This is a genomic window from Methylobacterium sp. E-045 (assembly GCF_022829685.1).
In the GTDB taxonomy this organism is placed as follows: Bacteria; Pseudomonadota; Alphaproteobacteria; order Rhizobiales; family Beijerinckiaceae; genus Methylobacterium.
Genome location: NZ_JAKSYE010000031.1, coordinates 1 through 14,071 on the forward strand (window position 1 = coordinate 1; position 14,071 = coordinate 14,071).

Annotated in this window: 23 protein-coding genes; 11 read left to right on the forward strand and 12 right to left on the reverse strand. The window is 61.3% G+C overall.

Going from position 1 to position 14,071, the window contains the following annotated elements; genetic code table 11:
- The 6 genes from MKK51_RS03820 to MKK51_RS03845 all read right to left on the reverse strand — a co-directional run.
- Positions 1-1,451: DEAD/DEAH box helicase (locus tag MKK51_RS03820; RefSeq protein ID WP_243975075.1), on the reverse strand; the 1,451-nt coding region annotated here is incomplete at its 3' end.
- Entirely contained in the window at positions 1,448-2,056 is a 609-nt protein-coding gene (locus MKK51_RS03825) for a helix-turn-helix domain-containing protein (protein WP_243975076.1), read from the reverse strand. The genes MKK51_RS03825 and MKK51_RS03820, both read right to left, overlap by 4 nt.
- A complete protein-coding gene (locus MKK51_RS03830; protein ID WP_243975077.1) occupies positions 2,053-2,316 on the reverse strand; it encodes a hypothetical protein in 264 nt (87 codons plus the stop codon). The genes MKK51_RS03825 and MKK51_RS03830 overlap by 4 nt, the downstream gene beginning before the upstream one ends.
- 85 nt (positions 2,317-2,401) lie before the next feature.
- Entirely contained in the window at positions 2,402-2,695 is a 294-nt protein-coding gene (locus MKK51_RS03835; RefSeq protein ID WP_243975078.1) for a hypothetical protein, read from the reverse strand.
- Positions 2,692-2,838: a hypothetical protein gene (locus MKK51_RS03840; protein ID WP_243975079.1), complete on the reverse strand. Its 147-nt coding sequence runs from the start codon at positions 2,836-2,838 to the stop codon at positions 2,692-2,694. Before MKK51_RS03840 ends, MKK51_RS03835 begins: the two co-directional genes overlap by 4 nt.
- A 403-nt stretch (positions 2,839-3,241) precedes the next feature.
- The gene (locus MKK51_RS03845; RefSeq protein WP_243975080.1) at positions 3,242-3,466 is read right to left on the reverse strand and encodes a helix-turn-helix domain-containing protein; all 225 of its coding nucleotides are present in this window, start codon (positions 3,464-3,466) and stop codon (positions 3,242-3,244) included.
- A gap of 65 nt (positions 3,467-3,531) precedes the next feature.
- Between MKK51_RS03845 and MKK51_RS03850 the strand changes: the two genes are divergently transcribed.
- Entirely contained in the window at positions 3,532-3,807 is a 276-nt protein-coding gene (locus MKK51_RS03850; RefSeq protein WP_243975081.1) for a hypothetical protein, read from the forward strand.
- A 75-nt stretch (positions 3,808-3,882) separates the two neighbouring features.
- Complete coding sequence (locus MKK51_RS03855; RefSeq protein ID WP_243975082.1) at positions 3,883-4,155, forward strand: hypothetical protein; 273 nt, start codon at positions 3,883-3,885, stop codon at positions 4,153-4,155.
- Between the two features lie 8 nt (positions 4,156-4,163).
- Here the strand turns inward: MKK51_RS03855 and MKK51_RS03860 are convergent, their stop codons facing one another.
- Positions 4,164-4,409, reverse strand: a complete 246-nt coding sequence (locus tag MKK51_RS03860; protein ID WP_243975083.1) for a transcriptional regulator — start codon at positions 4,407-4,409, stop codon at positions 4,164-4,166.
- Positions 4,410-4,488: 79 nt separating this feature from the next.
- Between MKK51_RS03860 and MKK51_RS03865 the strand changes: the two genes are divergently transcribed.
- The 9 genes from MKK51_RS03865 (at position 4,489) to MKK51_RS03905 (ending at position 10,485) form a co-directional block, all read left to right on the forward strand.
- Positions 4,489-5,220 (forward strand): helix-turn-helix domain-containing protein, encoded by a 732-nt coding sequence (locus tag MKK51_RS03865; RefSeq protein ID WP_243975085.1) that lies wholly within the window; start codon positions 4,489-4,491, stop codon positions 5,218-5,220.
- Between the two features lie 164 nt (positions 5,221-5,384).
- Complete coding sequence (locus tag MKK51_RS03870; protein ID WP_243975086.1) at positions 5,385-5,846, forward strand: hypothetical protein; 462 nt, start codon at positions 5,385-5,387, stop codon at positions 5,844-5,846.
- 99 nt (positions 5,847-5,945) lie between these two features.
- Complete coding sequence (locus MKK51_RS03875) at positions 5,946-6,761, forward strand: hypothetical protein (RefSeq protein WP_243975088.1); 816 nt, start codon at positions 5,946-5,948, stop codon at positions 6,759-6,761.
- A 2-nt stretch (positions 6,762-6,763) separates the two neighbouring features.
- On the forward strand, positions 6,764-7,222 hold the full coding sequence (locus tag MKK51_RS03880; protein WP_243975089.1) for a hypothetical protein: 459 nt from the start codon (positions 6,764-6,766) through the stop codon (positions 7,220-7,222).
- The gene (locus MKK51_RS03885) at positions 7,219-7,746 is read left to right on the forward strand and encodes a hypothetical protein (protein WP_243975092.1); all 528 of its coding nucleotides are present in this window, start codon (positions 7,219-7,221) and stop codon (positions 7,744-7,746) included. Before MKK51_RS03880 ends, MKK51_RS03885 begins: the two co-directional genes overlap by 4 nt.
- Entirely contained in the window at positions 7,743-8,390 is a 648-nt protein-coding gene (locus MKK51_RS03890; protein ID WP_243975093.1) for a hypothetical protein, read from the forward strand. Before MKK51_RS03885 ends, MKK51_RS03890 begins: the two co-directional genes overlap by 4 nt.
- Positions 8,387-8,686, forward strand: coding sequence for a hypothetical protein (locus MKK51_RS03895; protein ID WP_243975094.1), 300 nt, complete (start codon positions 8,387-8,389; stop codon positions 8,684-8,686). The genes MKK51_RS03890 and MKK51_RS03895 overlap by 4 nt, the downstream gene beginning before the upstream one ends.
- 304 nt (positions 8,687-8,990) lie before the next feature.
- Positions 8,991-9,944: a tyrosine-type recombinase/integrase gene (locus tag MKK51_RS03900; protein ID WP_243975095.1), complete on the forward strand. Its 954-nt coding sequence runs from the start codon at positions 8,991-8,993 to the stop codon at positions 9,942-9,944.
- A 253-nt stretch (positions 9,945-10,197) separates the two neighbouring features.
- The gene (locus MKK51_RS03905; protein WP_243975096.1) at positions 10,198-10,485 is read left to right on the forward strand and encodes a hypothetical protein; all 288 of its coding nucleotides are present in this window, start codon (positions 10,198-10,200) and stop codon (positions 10,483-10,485) included.
- Between the two features lie 41 nt (positions 10,486-10,526).
- Here MKK51_RS03905 and MKK51_RS03910 read toward each other — a convergent pair whose 3' ends face one another.
- The 5 genes from MKK51_RS03910 to MKK51_RS03930 form a co-directional block, all read right to left on the reverse strand.
- The gene (locus MKK51_RS03910; protein ID WP_243975097.1) at positions 10,527-11,915 is read right to left on the reverse strand and encodes a calcium-binding protein; all 1,389 of its coding nucleotides are present in this window, start codon (positions 11,913-11,915) and stop codon (positions 10,527-10,529) included.
- Between the two features lie 282 nt (positions 11,916-12,197).
- Positions 12,198-12,557: a hypothetical protein gene (locus tag MKK51_RS03915; protein WP_243975098.1), complete on the reverse strand. Its 360-nt coding sequence runs from the start codon at positions 12,555-12,557 to the stop codon at positions 12,198-12,200.
- Between the two features lie 85 nt (positions 12,558-12,642).
- Positions 12,643-13,053 (reverse strand): hypothetical protein, encoded by a 411-nt coding sequence (locus MKK51_RS03920; protein ID WP_243975099.1) that lies wholly within the window; start codon positions 13,051-13,053, stop codon positions 12,643-12,645.
- A complete protein-coding gene (locus MKK51_RS03925) occupies positions 13,053-13,310 on the reverse strand; it encodes a hypothetical protein (protein ID WP_243975100.1) in 258 nt (85 codons plus the stop codon). The genes MKK51_RS03920 and MKK51_RS03925 overlap by 1 nt, the downstream gene beginning before the upstream one ends.
- Positions 13,310-14,071: glycoside hydrolase family 19 protein (locus MKK51_RS03930; RefSeq protein WP_243975101.1), on the reverse strand; the 762-nt coding region annotated here is incomplete at its 5' end. The genes MKK51_RS03930 and MKK51_RS03925, both read right to left, overlap by 1 nt.

Consider the following 14,071-nt stretch of genomic DNA (forward strand, 5'->3'; position numbering starts at 1 on the left):
CCCTTGGCCTTCGCGTAGGCGATCTGGCGCGATCTGATCCAGTTCAGCAGGAACGGCTGTGGCTCAACCAGCGGGGCGTTGTGGTAGCGGTCGGGCCATACACCCGTCAGCTCGCGGAACTTGTGTGCCGCCCATCCCTCCGAGAACTCCCGGCGCTTCGCGTAAAACTTGAGCTGGCCGAACAGCGACTCCTTTTCCGTCGTGCTGGCCCTGAACCGGGCCGGCGTCAGCTCGGTGAGTTGGCCGTCGTCGCACTCGATCTTGCTCTGCTTTTCCGCCTTAAACCCGCAGGCGGGGCACTTGGCGACCTTGGCCGGCTTCAGGAATTTGCACGACGTGCATTCCTTCGGCAGGGCCTCCTCGCGTGCCTTCGCATCGCGCTTCTGGCGCTCGCGACCGTCGTCGAGCGTATCATGGTGGATGTCGGTCACGAACCCAAGGCGCAGGTGCGTGTCCGAATGGTCGAGGATCAGGCAGTCGTCCTTGCCGTCCGCCGTCCGCAGGCCGCGCCCGATGATCTGGACGAACAGCATCTCTGACTTGGTCGGCCGAGCCAGGACGATGCAGCGGACATCGAGGTCGACCCCGGTGGTGAGGCAGCCCACGCTCGTGATGACCCGCACGGTGCCGGCGGTGAACTGACGGAAGATCGCCTCCCGATCTGCGGGCTTGGTGTAGGCGTCAATGTATCCGGTGGAGATGTCCGCCTGGATGAATCTGTTCTGGAGCGCTTTGGCGTGCGCCCGATCCACCGCGAACACAAAGGTTGGCCTGTTTTCGCCGCGGCGCTGCCACGTCTGAACGATGTCTGCGACGAGCTTCGGCTGGTTCATGGCCTTCCCAAGGTCCCCCTCGTGAAAGTCGCCTGCCACCGTCCGAACGCCCTTTAAATCGGGATGGCTCGGCGCGTAGACCCGGAACTGCGACAGGTACCCGGCCTCGATCAGCTCCTTCGTCGTCGTCACCTGGACGAGGTCGTCGTAGTGCTTTCCCAGCCCCTTCGTCCAAGGCGTTGCGGAGAGCCCAACGAACGGCACAGAAGCCCAATCCGGCGACGACATCCACATGCCCAGCATCTCGAACCAGCGGTGAGCCTCGTCGATCACGACAATGTCGAAGCGCGGGATCGCCCGGCGCTGGAGGGTCTGGATCGACGCCACCTGGATCGTCTTGGTGGCGTCCGTCATCGGGTGGTTGCCCTGGATCACACCGACGTCGTGGATGCCCTCGGCGTAGAACGAGCGCACCGTCTGGTCGATCAGGGACAGGGCCGGGACGACGAACAGAACCCGCTTGCCCTTCGCCAATGCACCCTTGACGATGGCACCTGCCACGACGGTTTTGCCTGCACCCGTTGGGGCTTGGACCATCGGGCGCCGATGACCCGTAGACAACGATTGGCGCAGCCGCTCAACGATGGCCCGCTGGTGGGGGCGGAGTTCCCGGCTCATCGGGCGAACTCCTCGTCGTGATCGTGCTGGTGGTAGCCGTTGCGGTCCAAGCCGGGTCCGAGGTCCGGGCCGAACGCGTCGTCACCGTACGGGTCGGGCAATTTGGGGGGGCTCTCCCCCTGAGCTAAATCCTGAAAGGTTCGATCACGGCTAGGTATTAGGTTCTTGGTAGTTCCTGATAGGTTCTTTCCCCGGCACGTGGTGCCGCTAACCCTACCGTCATATGCCGCTAACCCTACCTTAATATGCCGGTAACCCCCCTCGACCTTACCGGCATCATCTGCCGGAAAATCCGGCTGTTCGAGCGGCTCCGGCTCCATTATGAGGAGATCGAATTCCTGGCCCAGGTTGAGCACCACCACATCGGATGCGCGTCCCCCTGAACCATTCCCGCGATGCGTCCGAGAGATCACTCCCGCGGCTGTCAGTTCTGCCAGAACGAGGCGCACCGTACGGATCGCCAGCCCAGTATCGGATGCCAGTGTGGCCTGTGACGGCCAGCATTGGCCGGCTTTATCGGCATAGTCGGCGAGGGCTGTCAGTACGACCCGGCAGGTGGTGCGCACCTTCTGCCGCTTGGCCCATTTTGTTGCGACGACGCTCATCTGGCCTCCCCGTTGAGAGAGGCAGCGACCGCGTCATCGGCTGCTCGGTAGGCATGCTCAGCAGCCGCGATGTTGCCGGCAGCCCCTACGATGGAGCGGCATCCGTAGCGGAGCAGTCGTTCGCCGAAGTCGACGACCATGCTGTAGTCGCCGGACGCACGAGCGCGACGTATCAGGTCGTCTCGAAGGGCACGCAGGCTGTCGTCTGCGGCGTTATAGAGGCTCCTGTCCGCAGGTAGCCTGGACTTCAGATCAGACATGGAGCCACCGTTCCGGAAACTGCCTGCGCAGCCGGTGAAGAGTTGCTGGAATAGTTTTGTCTGGTGCGAGGTGCCGATCCGGGGATTAGGGCGGCGCGCGAACTCTCGCCTTGGGCCTAGCGGTCGCCTTTAGATGGTCGCGGAATTCCGCCTTGGGTGGCATTTGGCGCTCTCGGAAAGCCTTGAGGTAGGTGGCGGTCTGGCGATGCGCGGCCGAGCGCTGGCGGTTGGTATCAGCCGCTTTGTCGAGGCCTTCAGCCTCAAGGCCTAGGGCGAGCCGGCTGTCTCCGTTGGCACGGCGGTCGTGCCAACGGATGAGCCGGTCCAAAGCCTGCTCAGAGGGGATGTCGTAGACGTAGGCATCGTCGGCGATGGTCATTCGTCACTCTCCCTCAGCCAGACGCCGAGACCGGATAGCGAGAGACCGAAGCGCATCAGCATCCGACCCAGCGGGTCGCGCAGCCAGACGGGACACGCGTTCCGCAAGCGCTTCGAATTCGGCAGCCAAGCACGCAAACTCATCTGATCTCTCCCGGCTGCGCGACGCACGTGCCGCTCGGATAGCTTCGATTTCGGCCGCTTCGACACGGCGCGCCTTGCGGTACCAGAGGTCGAAAGCACGCCAGTATGACAAGCCTGCGCGGCGCGCTGCTCTCGCGATCTGTGTCTTGACCCGGTCGTCCGGTCCGAAGGGATGCGCGAGTTCGCGCAAGCCCTCGGCAGCTTCAAAAACAAGAGCGGTCACTAACCCCTCCCAAGACTTTTGGGACATCTCCCAACGCTCCTTCGTCACAGTGATGGGCGTGACGAGGAGGTTTGACGTGGAGACCGTAGCCTGGAGCACGAAGACGACATTGAATGACGGAAGCGGCACCTTGGCAGGAGAGCGCGGACGTCAAGATCAGGATGGGACGAGCGGATACGATCACGATACGGCCTCCGCAGGTGCGCGGCGGTTCGTCAAAGGCTGCAGGTCTGCCGATCGGACCCTGCCGCCGGTGACCTCCTCGATACGGGCGGCAACCCGCACCGAGGGGCCACGGGTACGGAAGCGCAGCTTCCTCACGCCGTACTCGGAGATGTCGCCGATCTTCTCGGCCATCTCCGCGTCGGACAGGTCCTCGGACCGCATGAAGTCCTTGAGCAGCATCAGGCAGCGGGCCTCCCAGCGAGGGGAGGCCCCAACCGACACGGACGTCCAAGGGACGGGGAAGGATGGCAGCGATGGGCAGGCCGGAAGAAGAGCTGTTCGAGATCCAGCTGGAGAGTATCGACCGGGAACTGGACGTCGATCTCGGTGGGGAGACGCTGGAGATCGAGTTCGCATTCAGCCGTACTGGCTGCCGGGGGCATGTGAGGGTCAGCATCGAGGCGGACTCGGTGACCACCACCGAGATTGTCCCGGTGGCAATGAGCGATCTGCATCGAGCCTTCGCTGCCCTGGCGGAACAGACGAAAGGATGGGCCGTCGAGGTGATCTCGGGAGGATGATCGACTGCCCGGCCCAGTCGCACCGCCGCAGTGCTGCTGTGCGAACCCCACTCCCTCCAACAGGATGCTAAGACCATGGATGCCGTGACCGAACGACAAGCCGGGCACCATATCGATGCTCACGACGGGAGAGACGCCGCCGTCGGCAAGGTAACTGCCAACACCATTGCGGACGCCCTTGCCGTAATGCTGGCGGATCTCGTGGCGGTACTGTCCGACGCGCCTACCGTCGAAACGCTGGAGCGTCTGGCGAACCGCCTTGATGATCGCGGCAGGATAGCAAACGGGACACCCGCCGCGGCCCTGCTGGGGCAGGTGAGCGTGTCCCTGATGCGGATGGGACTGTAGGACCAGCATCAGGCGCCAGCCCTTTGGTCAGCGATTTGGGCGGGCACGTAGACGGGCGGCGTTGCCCCGTAGATGTCCGGCCGCAGATCGTGCCGGGATATCTTCGAGATGCGCTCGACGTCGAGTACGCGCAGTGCCGGCGTCCGAACCCATTGCGATAGGGCCTGATCACTTATGCCCAAGCTCTTAGCTAGGGCTCTGGCGCTGCCGGCTGCATGAATTGCCCTCAGAAGTGCGTCGTCGCGCTGGCTCATTGGCCCATTAAACCGACGATTGATGATAGGTCAACCGCCTATTGATTGATCGAATCAACCAACGCTTTAGAATGCGCGCATGACGATGTCCGATCCTTTCACGCCGTTCGATCCCTTTGACCCCAAGGATAAAACCGATGAGCTGACACTTGCAGATCTGCGCGCAAAGTTTGCAAAAAATCTAAAAGCAAGACGCAGCGAGATAGGGGTTACCCAAAAACAAATCGCTGATGCGTTGAATATTAGCGTTCAGGCGGTATCGCAATGGGAAACCGAAAAGAGCTATATAGACCCAATACGAGCAAAGATGCTGGCATCATTTCTGAAAACCGAGATGAGTTTGCTGCTATTTGATCATAATTTTCATCAGCCTTATTTAGATAAGCCGGAACGCAGAAGAGTTAAAACGTTAAAGATTTCTCGTGCACATGAATTTTTTGACCCAAAATATTCAGAAGATCGCACTGCTTTAGAAGGAGAGGCAGCGGCGGCTACTTTCCCATCACAAAATCTGATCATGAGCTTTGAGATTGACGATGAAAGCATGAAACCCGATTTCATGCCGGGAGACATTGTATTTATAGATAGCAAACTTGAGCCATTATACGGAGATATTGTAGTAGTGCAAGAATTTGAAAGCCGCCGACATTATCTGCGAAAATTTAAGGCCGTTTTTAGTAGAGCAGATGGTATTACTATTGCAGAGTACCATCCGCTCAATGATGCATTCCCAGTGATTGTTGTCCCGCCTTCTGGGAAGGTGATGCCCGTAGGGACCCTGATTGAGCACCGGCGATTTTTCCGCCGTTAGATAAAGAGCCTATTGATATTTATATCAACACATGGTTTAACTCCTCAATCGCCTCAGCGAGGGAGCTAAGCCATGCTCGTGCAAAGCCTTCCGTTTCTTCCGATATGCGCCTTCGCCCTCCTCTGGGCCGTCGGCAACGTCGTCTACGGCTGCGAGGCCTGACCATGGCCCGCCGCAAGACCATCGCCGACGCCGAGGCCGCCGAGGCCGCCCGGTTCCTCGAAGGCGCCACCGAGATCGGCCCGCTCGATCCCGTCAATAGAGCCATCGCCACACACCGTGCCGCGCAAGCCGAGCTGATTGCGCTTGTTCACAACACCGTGCCGGCGAAGCGCACGTCCGGACTGAAGGCACAGGCCGAGGAACTCGACCAGGCCAGACGGGTCTTCGACGCTGCTACGACAGCCTTCGTCCGAACCCCCATCGAGACGATGGCGCAGCTCGTGACCTTCACCGGGTATGTCGCCAGCCTCGAGCGCGACGTGCGCTCCTGGTTCTGTCCCTACGAGATCAAGGTCTGGCATCTCGGCGAGGCAATGGACGCCGTAGCCGACGCGCTGACCCATCTGAGCGCCGCGCCTCCCGCAGTTCCCATCACCCGCGAGGCCATTGCGCTAGCAGCCTGAGATCACTCGGGCTCGCAATCAGGCGCGCCCGTGATGAAGCAGCCCACGCAGGTCTGAATAGCCGGCGAGGGCTTTCACCCAACCCAAGGAGATGAAGTCATGGAACAGCGCCATTGCGTTGATCGCACCCCTGTGTCTGAAGCCCAGACGTTTGTGGCAGCTGCACTTATTGATCGAGACATCGATGCGGCTGCGACGAAGCTGCTGACGACACCCAGCCGAAGCTATGACCCGCTTCCTGAGCCAGGATCGCCCGAGGCAGTCGCGATGTTCAATGCGGCATGCGGAGAAACCGATAGGCTTATGCTCAGCGCGCGAGACGGCTACCCCGAGTTAAGGCGGGTCGACGGCTCTTCCTGGACGAAGCGCTGCCTCCATAAGGCACGGGATGCCGGAACTATCGGAGTGGTCGAGTACGCAAGGCTTTACCTGCTCGCCGCTGAGCGGGAGCACCGGATGGATGCAGCATCGCTTGCAACTCGCGTTAGTGCTCTCCATGCCCTTGCATACCCTGACCAGTTCGGTGCTCAGCCCGACGCTACTCTGCCAAGTGAGCCAACCGAGCCCGCACAAAAGGGCTTTGGGAAAACACTTCCTACACGTCCCGACTTCACTGATTATGCATTTAAAGACCTATTTCGGACATTTGATGCCTTCAATGCCTCAGCTGAAAGCATGGCGCTTACGACGCATGCCACGTCCGAGAGTGGGAAGGGGGATTGTCTTCTAGATGACGAGGCGGACCGGCTTTGGCATCTCTGCAACTTCATTGCTGAAGAACTAAAATCTCGGCAGCCCAATAATCGATCTGATTTTATCGGACGGGCAAGTGTCATTATACGTTGTGCGATCTCACGCGGTGATTTTGAGGAGGCGGTCGAGTACGCCAACGACGCTTACGGCAGGGGGCTCTGATTGTGAGCGACCTCCGCACTTACCAACCCGGCGACATCCGCGGGGTGAACACCATCCTTCTCCGCGACGGCTCCGAGATCCGGCTGGAGGATATCCAGTCCCCCGAGCAGGGTCGGGCCATCCTCGACGAGATCGATGGCGCCATCCTCGCTATCGAGGACCAGATCTCCCTCGGCTTTCAGAGCGACGATCCGTCGTGGAAGGTCCGCGCCGAGATCGCTCTCAAGAAGAAGCGCCGGAGCCGGCCGGCGCTTCAGGCCCGCATCGGCGAGCTGCGGCGCGCTGAGAAGGCGTTGGCGATCAAGGACACCCATGCCAACGCGACGTCGAAGGTCGATGCCAAGCGGCAGGCCTTCGTCCACGCGGCCTACGAACTCCTCGGCCACGAAACCTGCGTCGAGGTCTGGGCACGGGCTCAGGAAAAGCAGCCTGCGCTGTTTACGGAAGGGGGGTCGTCATGATCCCCCACTCCATCCAGCCGAAGCTCATCAAGCTGCTCCCGCTGCTTGGCAGCGAAAACGACGGGGAGGTGGTCTCGACGGTACGGGCAATCGGCCGGACGCTCGCTTCTGCAGACGCCGATTTTCACGACCTCACCGACTCCCTGGTGAGGGCGAAGGTGGTGAACAAGCCGCTCTCCTCGGGGGAGGGCTTCAACTACGCCGATACCTACCGAGAGGCGGCCTTCGACGGCCGGGATGACACCCATCCGCGATCACCCTCCCGACGTTTCGGGCTCACCATCTGGCACCCAGAGCAGGTGATCCCGTGGTGGGAGGTTGCCAAGCACTGCATCACCGAGAGCAAGGCCCTGCCGAGGAAGGTCGGCGGCAAGTTCCTGCGGCCCGATGAGGTCGTACTGCTCAAGCGCATCGAGGCGCACGAGTTCTGGCCGACCAACCAGGACGCCTCATGGATGGAGACCATTGTCGCTCGCCTCCATCAGGCCAGGGACTTCGCTAAGCGGGAAAGGTCGAAGGCATGAACGCGCCCGATCCAATCCTGACTGTAATCGCCGATCACCGGGCAGCAGACGACGCCCTGACACTCATCCTCGACACTCTCGACGAGGACGATGAGGAGGCGATGCGAGCCCACAACCGGGCGGCGGACCGGTGCCTCGACGCCCGCCGGGCCATGAACGCTATGGTGCCAGTGACGATGGGCGGCCTGCAGGCGCTCGTCGCACACTGCGTCCGATACGAGGAATACACCGAAGGCTTCGAGCGTATCGGGGCCGCCCTGGAGGGGTGTGAATCCACATTACGTTTTCCGTGGATGCGCGGCGGAAAAGATGAAACCCTTCAGGGCGTTGAGGTCGCGAATCGACCGACCGTATTTGACGTGATTTTCGCTCACCGCGCCGCATGGGACGCCTTCCAGATTGCGCCTCATGAGGATGTCGATGTGGATGCCGCCTACGAGGCGCAGGGCGACATGCAAGCCGCCCTCGACCAAGTTCTCATCACGCCTTGCACGAACCGCATTGAGGCCCTGGCCCTGCTGAATCATCTTCGCTGGTGGCTTGCGGAAGAGGCACAACTGGCTGCCGACTATCAGCCTAAATACGCCATCGCAGAGGCCCGCGTGGCGGAGCTCGGCCTGCTCCTCAATGGGGGCGTGCCATGAGGGTCCCGACCTTCGACGATGTCCGCGAGGCATGGATGCGTCTGCCACCGGGGAAGAGGGACGAGATCGGCCTGCTCGCGGTCGACCTAGCCTTTCAGGGATACCTCTACGGCGATCTGGTGCCCGAAAAAGATCAGGTTCTGCCGGACCAGGACGCACGGGACTCGGCCGGCGACCGCGAGAACGATCGCCTCAACCAGATCCACCGCACCGTCACGGCCGCGCTGCCCGAGCCGTTTGGGCCAGAGGGAGAGCATCCGACTTGGGTCACCGGTAAACAGAAAGTTCGGGCATAATGGGCCGACGAGCCGCGACGGTAACCCAAGCCGACATCGCTCGCGCTATCCGTGCCGTTCAGGCAGCAGGCCTCCCCGTCATGCGCGTAGTCGTGAAGGCCGACGGCGTCGTAGTCGAAACGGTTCGACCAAGTGAGCGCCGAGAGTACGATGAGGCCGAGCCTCATATGGCTAGGGAAGGACCCGTGGTGGTCCTATGACAGATAGCATGCCCCGTCCCAGGCCGCCTCATCTTGTCCGCGAGACCACCCGTCACGATCGGGTCGTCTGGTACGTCCGAGTAGGGCAGGGCAAGCGAACCCGCATGGCGGAGCCCTACGGCACCGAGGCGTTCTGGCGCGACTATCGCGCAGCGCTGGAGGGCAAGCCTGTCGCATCCAACGGGCCCACGTCCGGGACGTTGTCCTGGCTCATCGCCAAGCACCTGACCTCGGCTGAATGGTCTGAATTGAAGCCAGCTACCCGCAAGCAGCGGCACGGCTTCTACCGGGCAATGGAGAAGACGGCCGGTAACCAACCGCTAAAAGCGATTGATCGGCGCGCCGTGCTCGCCGGAAGAGACCGCCGGCGGGACCGCCCGTACGCGGCGAACAACTTCCTGAAGGCCCTGCGTGGCCTGTTCGGGTGGGCCGTCCTTGCCGGGTACGTCACCGTCGATCCCACGCTGGGTATCAAGCCGCTCGCGGGCAACAACGACGACGGCTTTCATGCGTGGTCGGAGGAGGAGCTTGAGCGCTTCGAGGCGCACTGGCCCATCGGTACACGCCAGCGCCTTGCATTCGATCTGCTTCTCTACACCGGTCTGCGCCGCGGTGATGCCGTGCGGCTTGGACGTCCGCACGTTCGCGATTGCGAGTTCACCATGCGGACGGAGAAGACGGGCATGGTCGTGATCGCCCCCATCTTGCCGCCGCTCGCCGCCTCGATCGCCGCGACACGCACCGGCGATCTCACGTTCCTTGCGACCGAACGCGGCATGCCGTTCGGGAAGGAGTCGTTCGGCAACTGGTTCGGGAAAGCGTGCCGCACTGCCAAGTGCCCAGGCTCCGCCCATGGTCTGCGGAAGGCTGGCGCAAGGCGGGCCGCTGAGGGTGGCGCCAGCGAAGCGCAGCTCAATGCCTTGTTCGGATGGGCCGACGGCAGCCGGGAAAGCGCCACCTACACAAGGACCGCCAACCGCGCGAAGTTGGCCCGCGAAGCACGCAGAAATCCCGCACCACCCGCCAAGGTGCGGGATGGAGGGCGAAAAGCTAAATGATTTTAGTGGCTTAGAAATAGAGTGGTGGGCCCGGCAGGACTCGAACCTGCAACAAGACCGTTATGAGCAAAGTGGTTCCTGAAAATCCTCAACGTTTTTGGGGAACAGACCAGACCGCAGCAAACCGTTCGCGCACCATGTTCGGTCAACGTTCCGTTTTGCAGGTTCGGTGAACCTGAGAGCACACCGTCGATTTCCGTAGGGCAGGGGCTTCCAGTGTCGGGGGCGATCAGAAAACCGTTATGCTCCCGACATGCCCGTCACATGGACCCGCACGTACCCCGACAGCCCGCGCAAGCACGACTTCGTCGCGCATGACAACGGCGAGCTCGTCAGCCGCATCTACCGGATGGGCGACGGCCCACAGGATGGCCGATGGCTCTGGTTCGCGAATGGCATCCAGGCCGCGCCCGGCAATGTCGGATGCGCTTTGAACGGCGAGGCGCCAACGAAGCAGGAAGCGGCCGACGCGGTGAAGGCGGCATGGGCACGGTGGTCCGAGGTCCGGGCCTCAGACGCGAAAAAGCCCGGCGCGCCATGACGGCGGCCGGGCATCTGGCTGCTGCGCTCGAAGCGGATTGGCTAGGTGATGATGAACCCGAAATCATCGGCGTGCAGTGAGGAAGCGGCGACATCGTGAAGGATAATCTTGTTAGCTGCCGCTGCGCCATCGAACGTGACCAGAGTGTCTGCTCCGCCATGGAACTCGCGGATGTCTATCTGACCGAATTCGCTTACGAGCGCTGACACGTCGAAGTGATCGGTCCCAACCGTAAAGCCGTAGACATTGTCGCGCCCAAAGTCGGCCTGGAAGTGGAAGGTGTCCACGCCCGCGCCTGCGAAAAGCTTGTCGCCGCCCGCGCCACCTTCAATCGCGTCTCCGCCCTTGCCGGCCTTAATCGTATCGGCACCGGACGTACCGATGATTTCGACGTGATGGCCCAACGTGGACTGCGAGACGATCTTCGAGCCCGTCTGGACCGCCGACATGTCGAGCTTAGTGTCATTGCGGGTATAGACGGCCTCGATGCCGGTGAACGCCGCTTCGGCAAGGCTGACACTGCCACCGCCCGTGACGAAGAGAAAATCCTTGCCGCTACCTCCGTCGATTATGGTCGGGGTGTCAGTGATTATCAGCCGGTCGTTTCCGGCCATCCCGTACAAAGCATCGTTGCCGCCGTTACCGGTGAAAGTGTTAGCAAGTTCGTTTCCACTTAGGACGTCCCCAAACTTGCTACCTACAATATTCGAGATATCGAAAAGCTTATCCCCTTCAGCATCCCCACCGGTGTTAATATTTAGGGTCAGGTCTACGGTTACACCCGACGCCGATCGGCCGTAGCTTGCCGTATCAATTCCAGCCCCGCCGCCTCCGCTAATATAGTCCGCGCCCAGCCCACCTTCGATTAAGTTGTTGTTCTCAGAACCATAAAGTTCATCATCAAATGCGGAGCCAATAATATTCTGTATATTAGAGAATACATCGCTTAGGATTTCACTACCGTGGGAATCAGAAGAAAAATTGAATTCTAAGTAGACGTTAATTCCAGTTCCACTTGGGAGCTCGAAATGTTCGTAGCTAATCGTGTTGGTCCCACTACCGCCATCGATTTCATTGTGGCCTAGTCCGCCTTCCAACACGTCGTTGCCGCGACCGCCTTTTATGTAGTCGTCCCCAAAGCCCCCTCGGAGCCAGTCGCCATAATTCGAGCCCTCTAAAGTAGCAGGGCCTGAATGGGCAGAGACATCAATATAAATTCCACCTGTATTAACGCCAATATAATTCGTTACTTCGCTGTTTAATAGAAATACAACACTATTGTTGCCGTGAACTTCGAAAGCAGCGAAATTTGGCTTAACAAGTATTGTACCGGGCGGGTCAATCAGGCCGTAAAAATTTGCGGCATCTCCGATTTCCCGACTGTTGTTTGCATCATAATTTCCACCTAGTGTGTATCTAATTTCACTCATTTCTATTCCTATTCGCTTCTATTCGCTCACCTCGTCGCGTATTTGCATCGCTCCATTTTACTGGTCGAAGCAGACTTTTGAGCCAACAATCAATATCAGCAGATCTATGAATGAACCGTTTCAGCATTCTATATAGTAAAATTCTGGTTAATTTAATACAGTTCAGCTTTATATGAATAAGGTTGAACAGTTTTAAATATTATTCGCCATTCGCGAACACATTCCACCGCCGCTCACAGTACACTTCGCTAGTCCATTTATACTCTTGCTCACAGTTATGAATCAGCCACCGCGCTCCCGTGTCTCGCGACGCTCCTGGCGCGTCTCGCGCAGGAGTTCGATCATCATCGTGAGCTTCTCCTCGACGCGGCCGAACCGCTCCTCAAGCTTCGGCAGGCGGTCGCGATCGCGCTCCAGGCTGTCGAGCCGGCCGGACAGCATGACCCAGCGCTCGTCGGAGCGGGCGGTGATGCGCTGGTCGCTCTCGACGAGGCTGGTGATGCGGTTATCGATGGTGGTCGTGTAGGTCCCGGCCCAATAGACCTGCCCGACGAACGAGGCGAGGAAGGCAAGCATGGCGAAGAACGGCGCGCGCCGCGGGAATAGGACTTGGCCTTCGGCCGGTTCGGTAATGCTGGTCATGTCATGAGCCCCCACGGGCGAGGTGGCGCGCCAGCGTTCCGGTCGCGCGGGATCAGTGACCCTCCCCCTCCTCAGGGGAGGGGTGCTACTTCGAGAACACCTTGCGGACGGTCCCGGCGATGCCGGCGACACCGATCACCGCCATGACGATCGACCATTCCATCTGATCGTAGGGAGCCGGCAGCTTCGCCACGCGCCAGTTGAACAGGAAGGTCGAGTCGAGGACGATCGCGCCGAAGTGGATCATGCAGAGCCCGAACGCCGTCGGGATCATCCAGGCGGTCCACGGCGAGCCGTTCTGCGCCGCTCGCTCCTGGGCGATGACCTTGCGCTCCTCGACGTAGGCGGCGAGCTGCGCCTGTCCGACCGAGACGTCGGCGGCGACGTTCTGCCCGTTCACCAGGACGGTGTTGTCGGAGCGCTTGTTCAGGTAACCGAACAGGCCGTCGGCGAGGCCCGGCAGACCGAGCAGCATCTTGGCGAGGAAGCCCCACATCAGCGGGGCTCCTCGGCTGCCGGCGCCTTCGCGGCGGCGAGGGTGCGCAGGTAGGGCGCGAGCACCAGGCGCGCGACCAGCAGAATGAGCCCGACCTTGGAAGCGACTGCCGCCGGCAGCACCGCGCTGAAATCCACTGCGCCGAGGCCTTCCAGGATCTCAGGCAGGGCCAGGACGAAGGCGACGAGATAGGTGCGCCAGCCCTTCAGTGAGGACAGCCAGGCGCGGACGCGCGTGCGGAAGAGGCGACGGGGCATCAGACGACCTTTCGCGAGAGGGCGGCGTGCAGCCGGGCCCAGAAGCCGAGCGGGGCGGGAGCCGGCGCGGGGGGCGAATTGTCACGAACCGGCGGTTTGGTGGATTCCACCGGCGCGGGCTTGTCGCTCGTGACAATCGCTGGCGCACCGAGAGCGCCCGGCAGGCGGGCGGCGGTCAGCGGCATCCCGCCGGCGACGAGGGCGGCCTCGAAGCGCGCGGCATAGCCCGCGATCAGCGAGGCCTTATCCGTGCCGTTCACGGTGCGACGGGCGCCGACATAATCGCAGCGGTCGCCGGCGATGTAGTCTTCGAGCGCCTTGCCGGTGAAGTCGCCCTTGATCGACACGCCGCGCGTCACGCCCTCGATGAGGATCCACGCCGAGGTGGCGGGATCGAGCGCGAGATCGGGATTCCCGGCGAGGTCGACGCCGAGCAGCTTGCCCATCGCGACATAGTTCGCCTCGAAGGTGAGCTGGACGTCGCCGCGTCCGTAGAACGACAGGCCCCGCGCGTTCGGCAGGGCATAGTTCCGACTGATCTTCCCCTTGGCGAAGAGGCTGGCCACCGCCTTGCGAGCGGCCGCGTCCGAGGTCGCGAATCCCTCGCGCACCGGCATCATGCGCTTACCGGTCTCGTGGAAGCTCGTCGCCAGGATGTAGGCGAGATGCCGGCGATCGAGCAGCACAGCGTGCAGCAGGAAGGCGTCGAGCAGGCGGTTCAGCCCGTCGACCTGGTCCTGCGTGAACGAGCCGAATAGGGA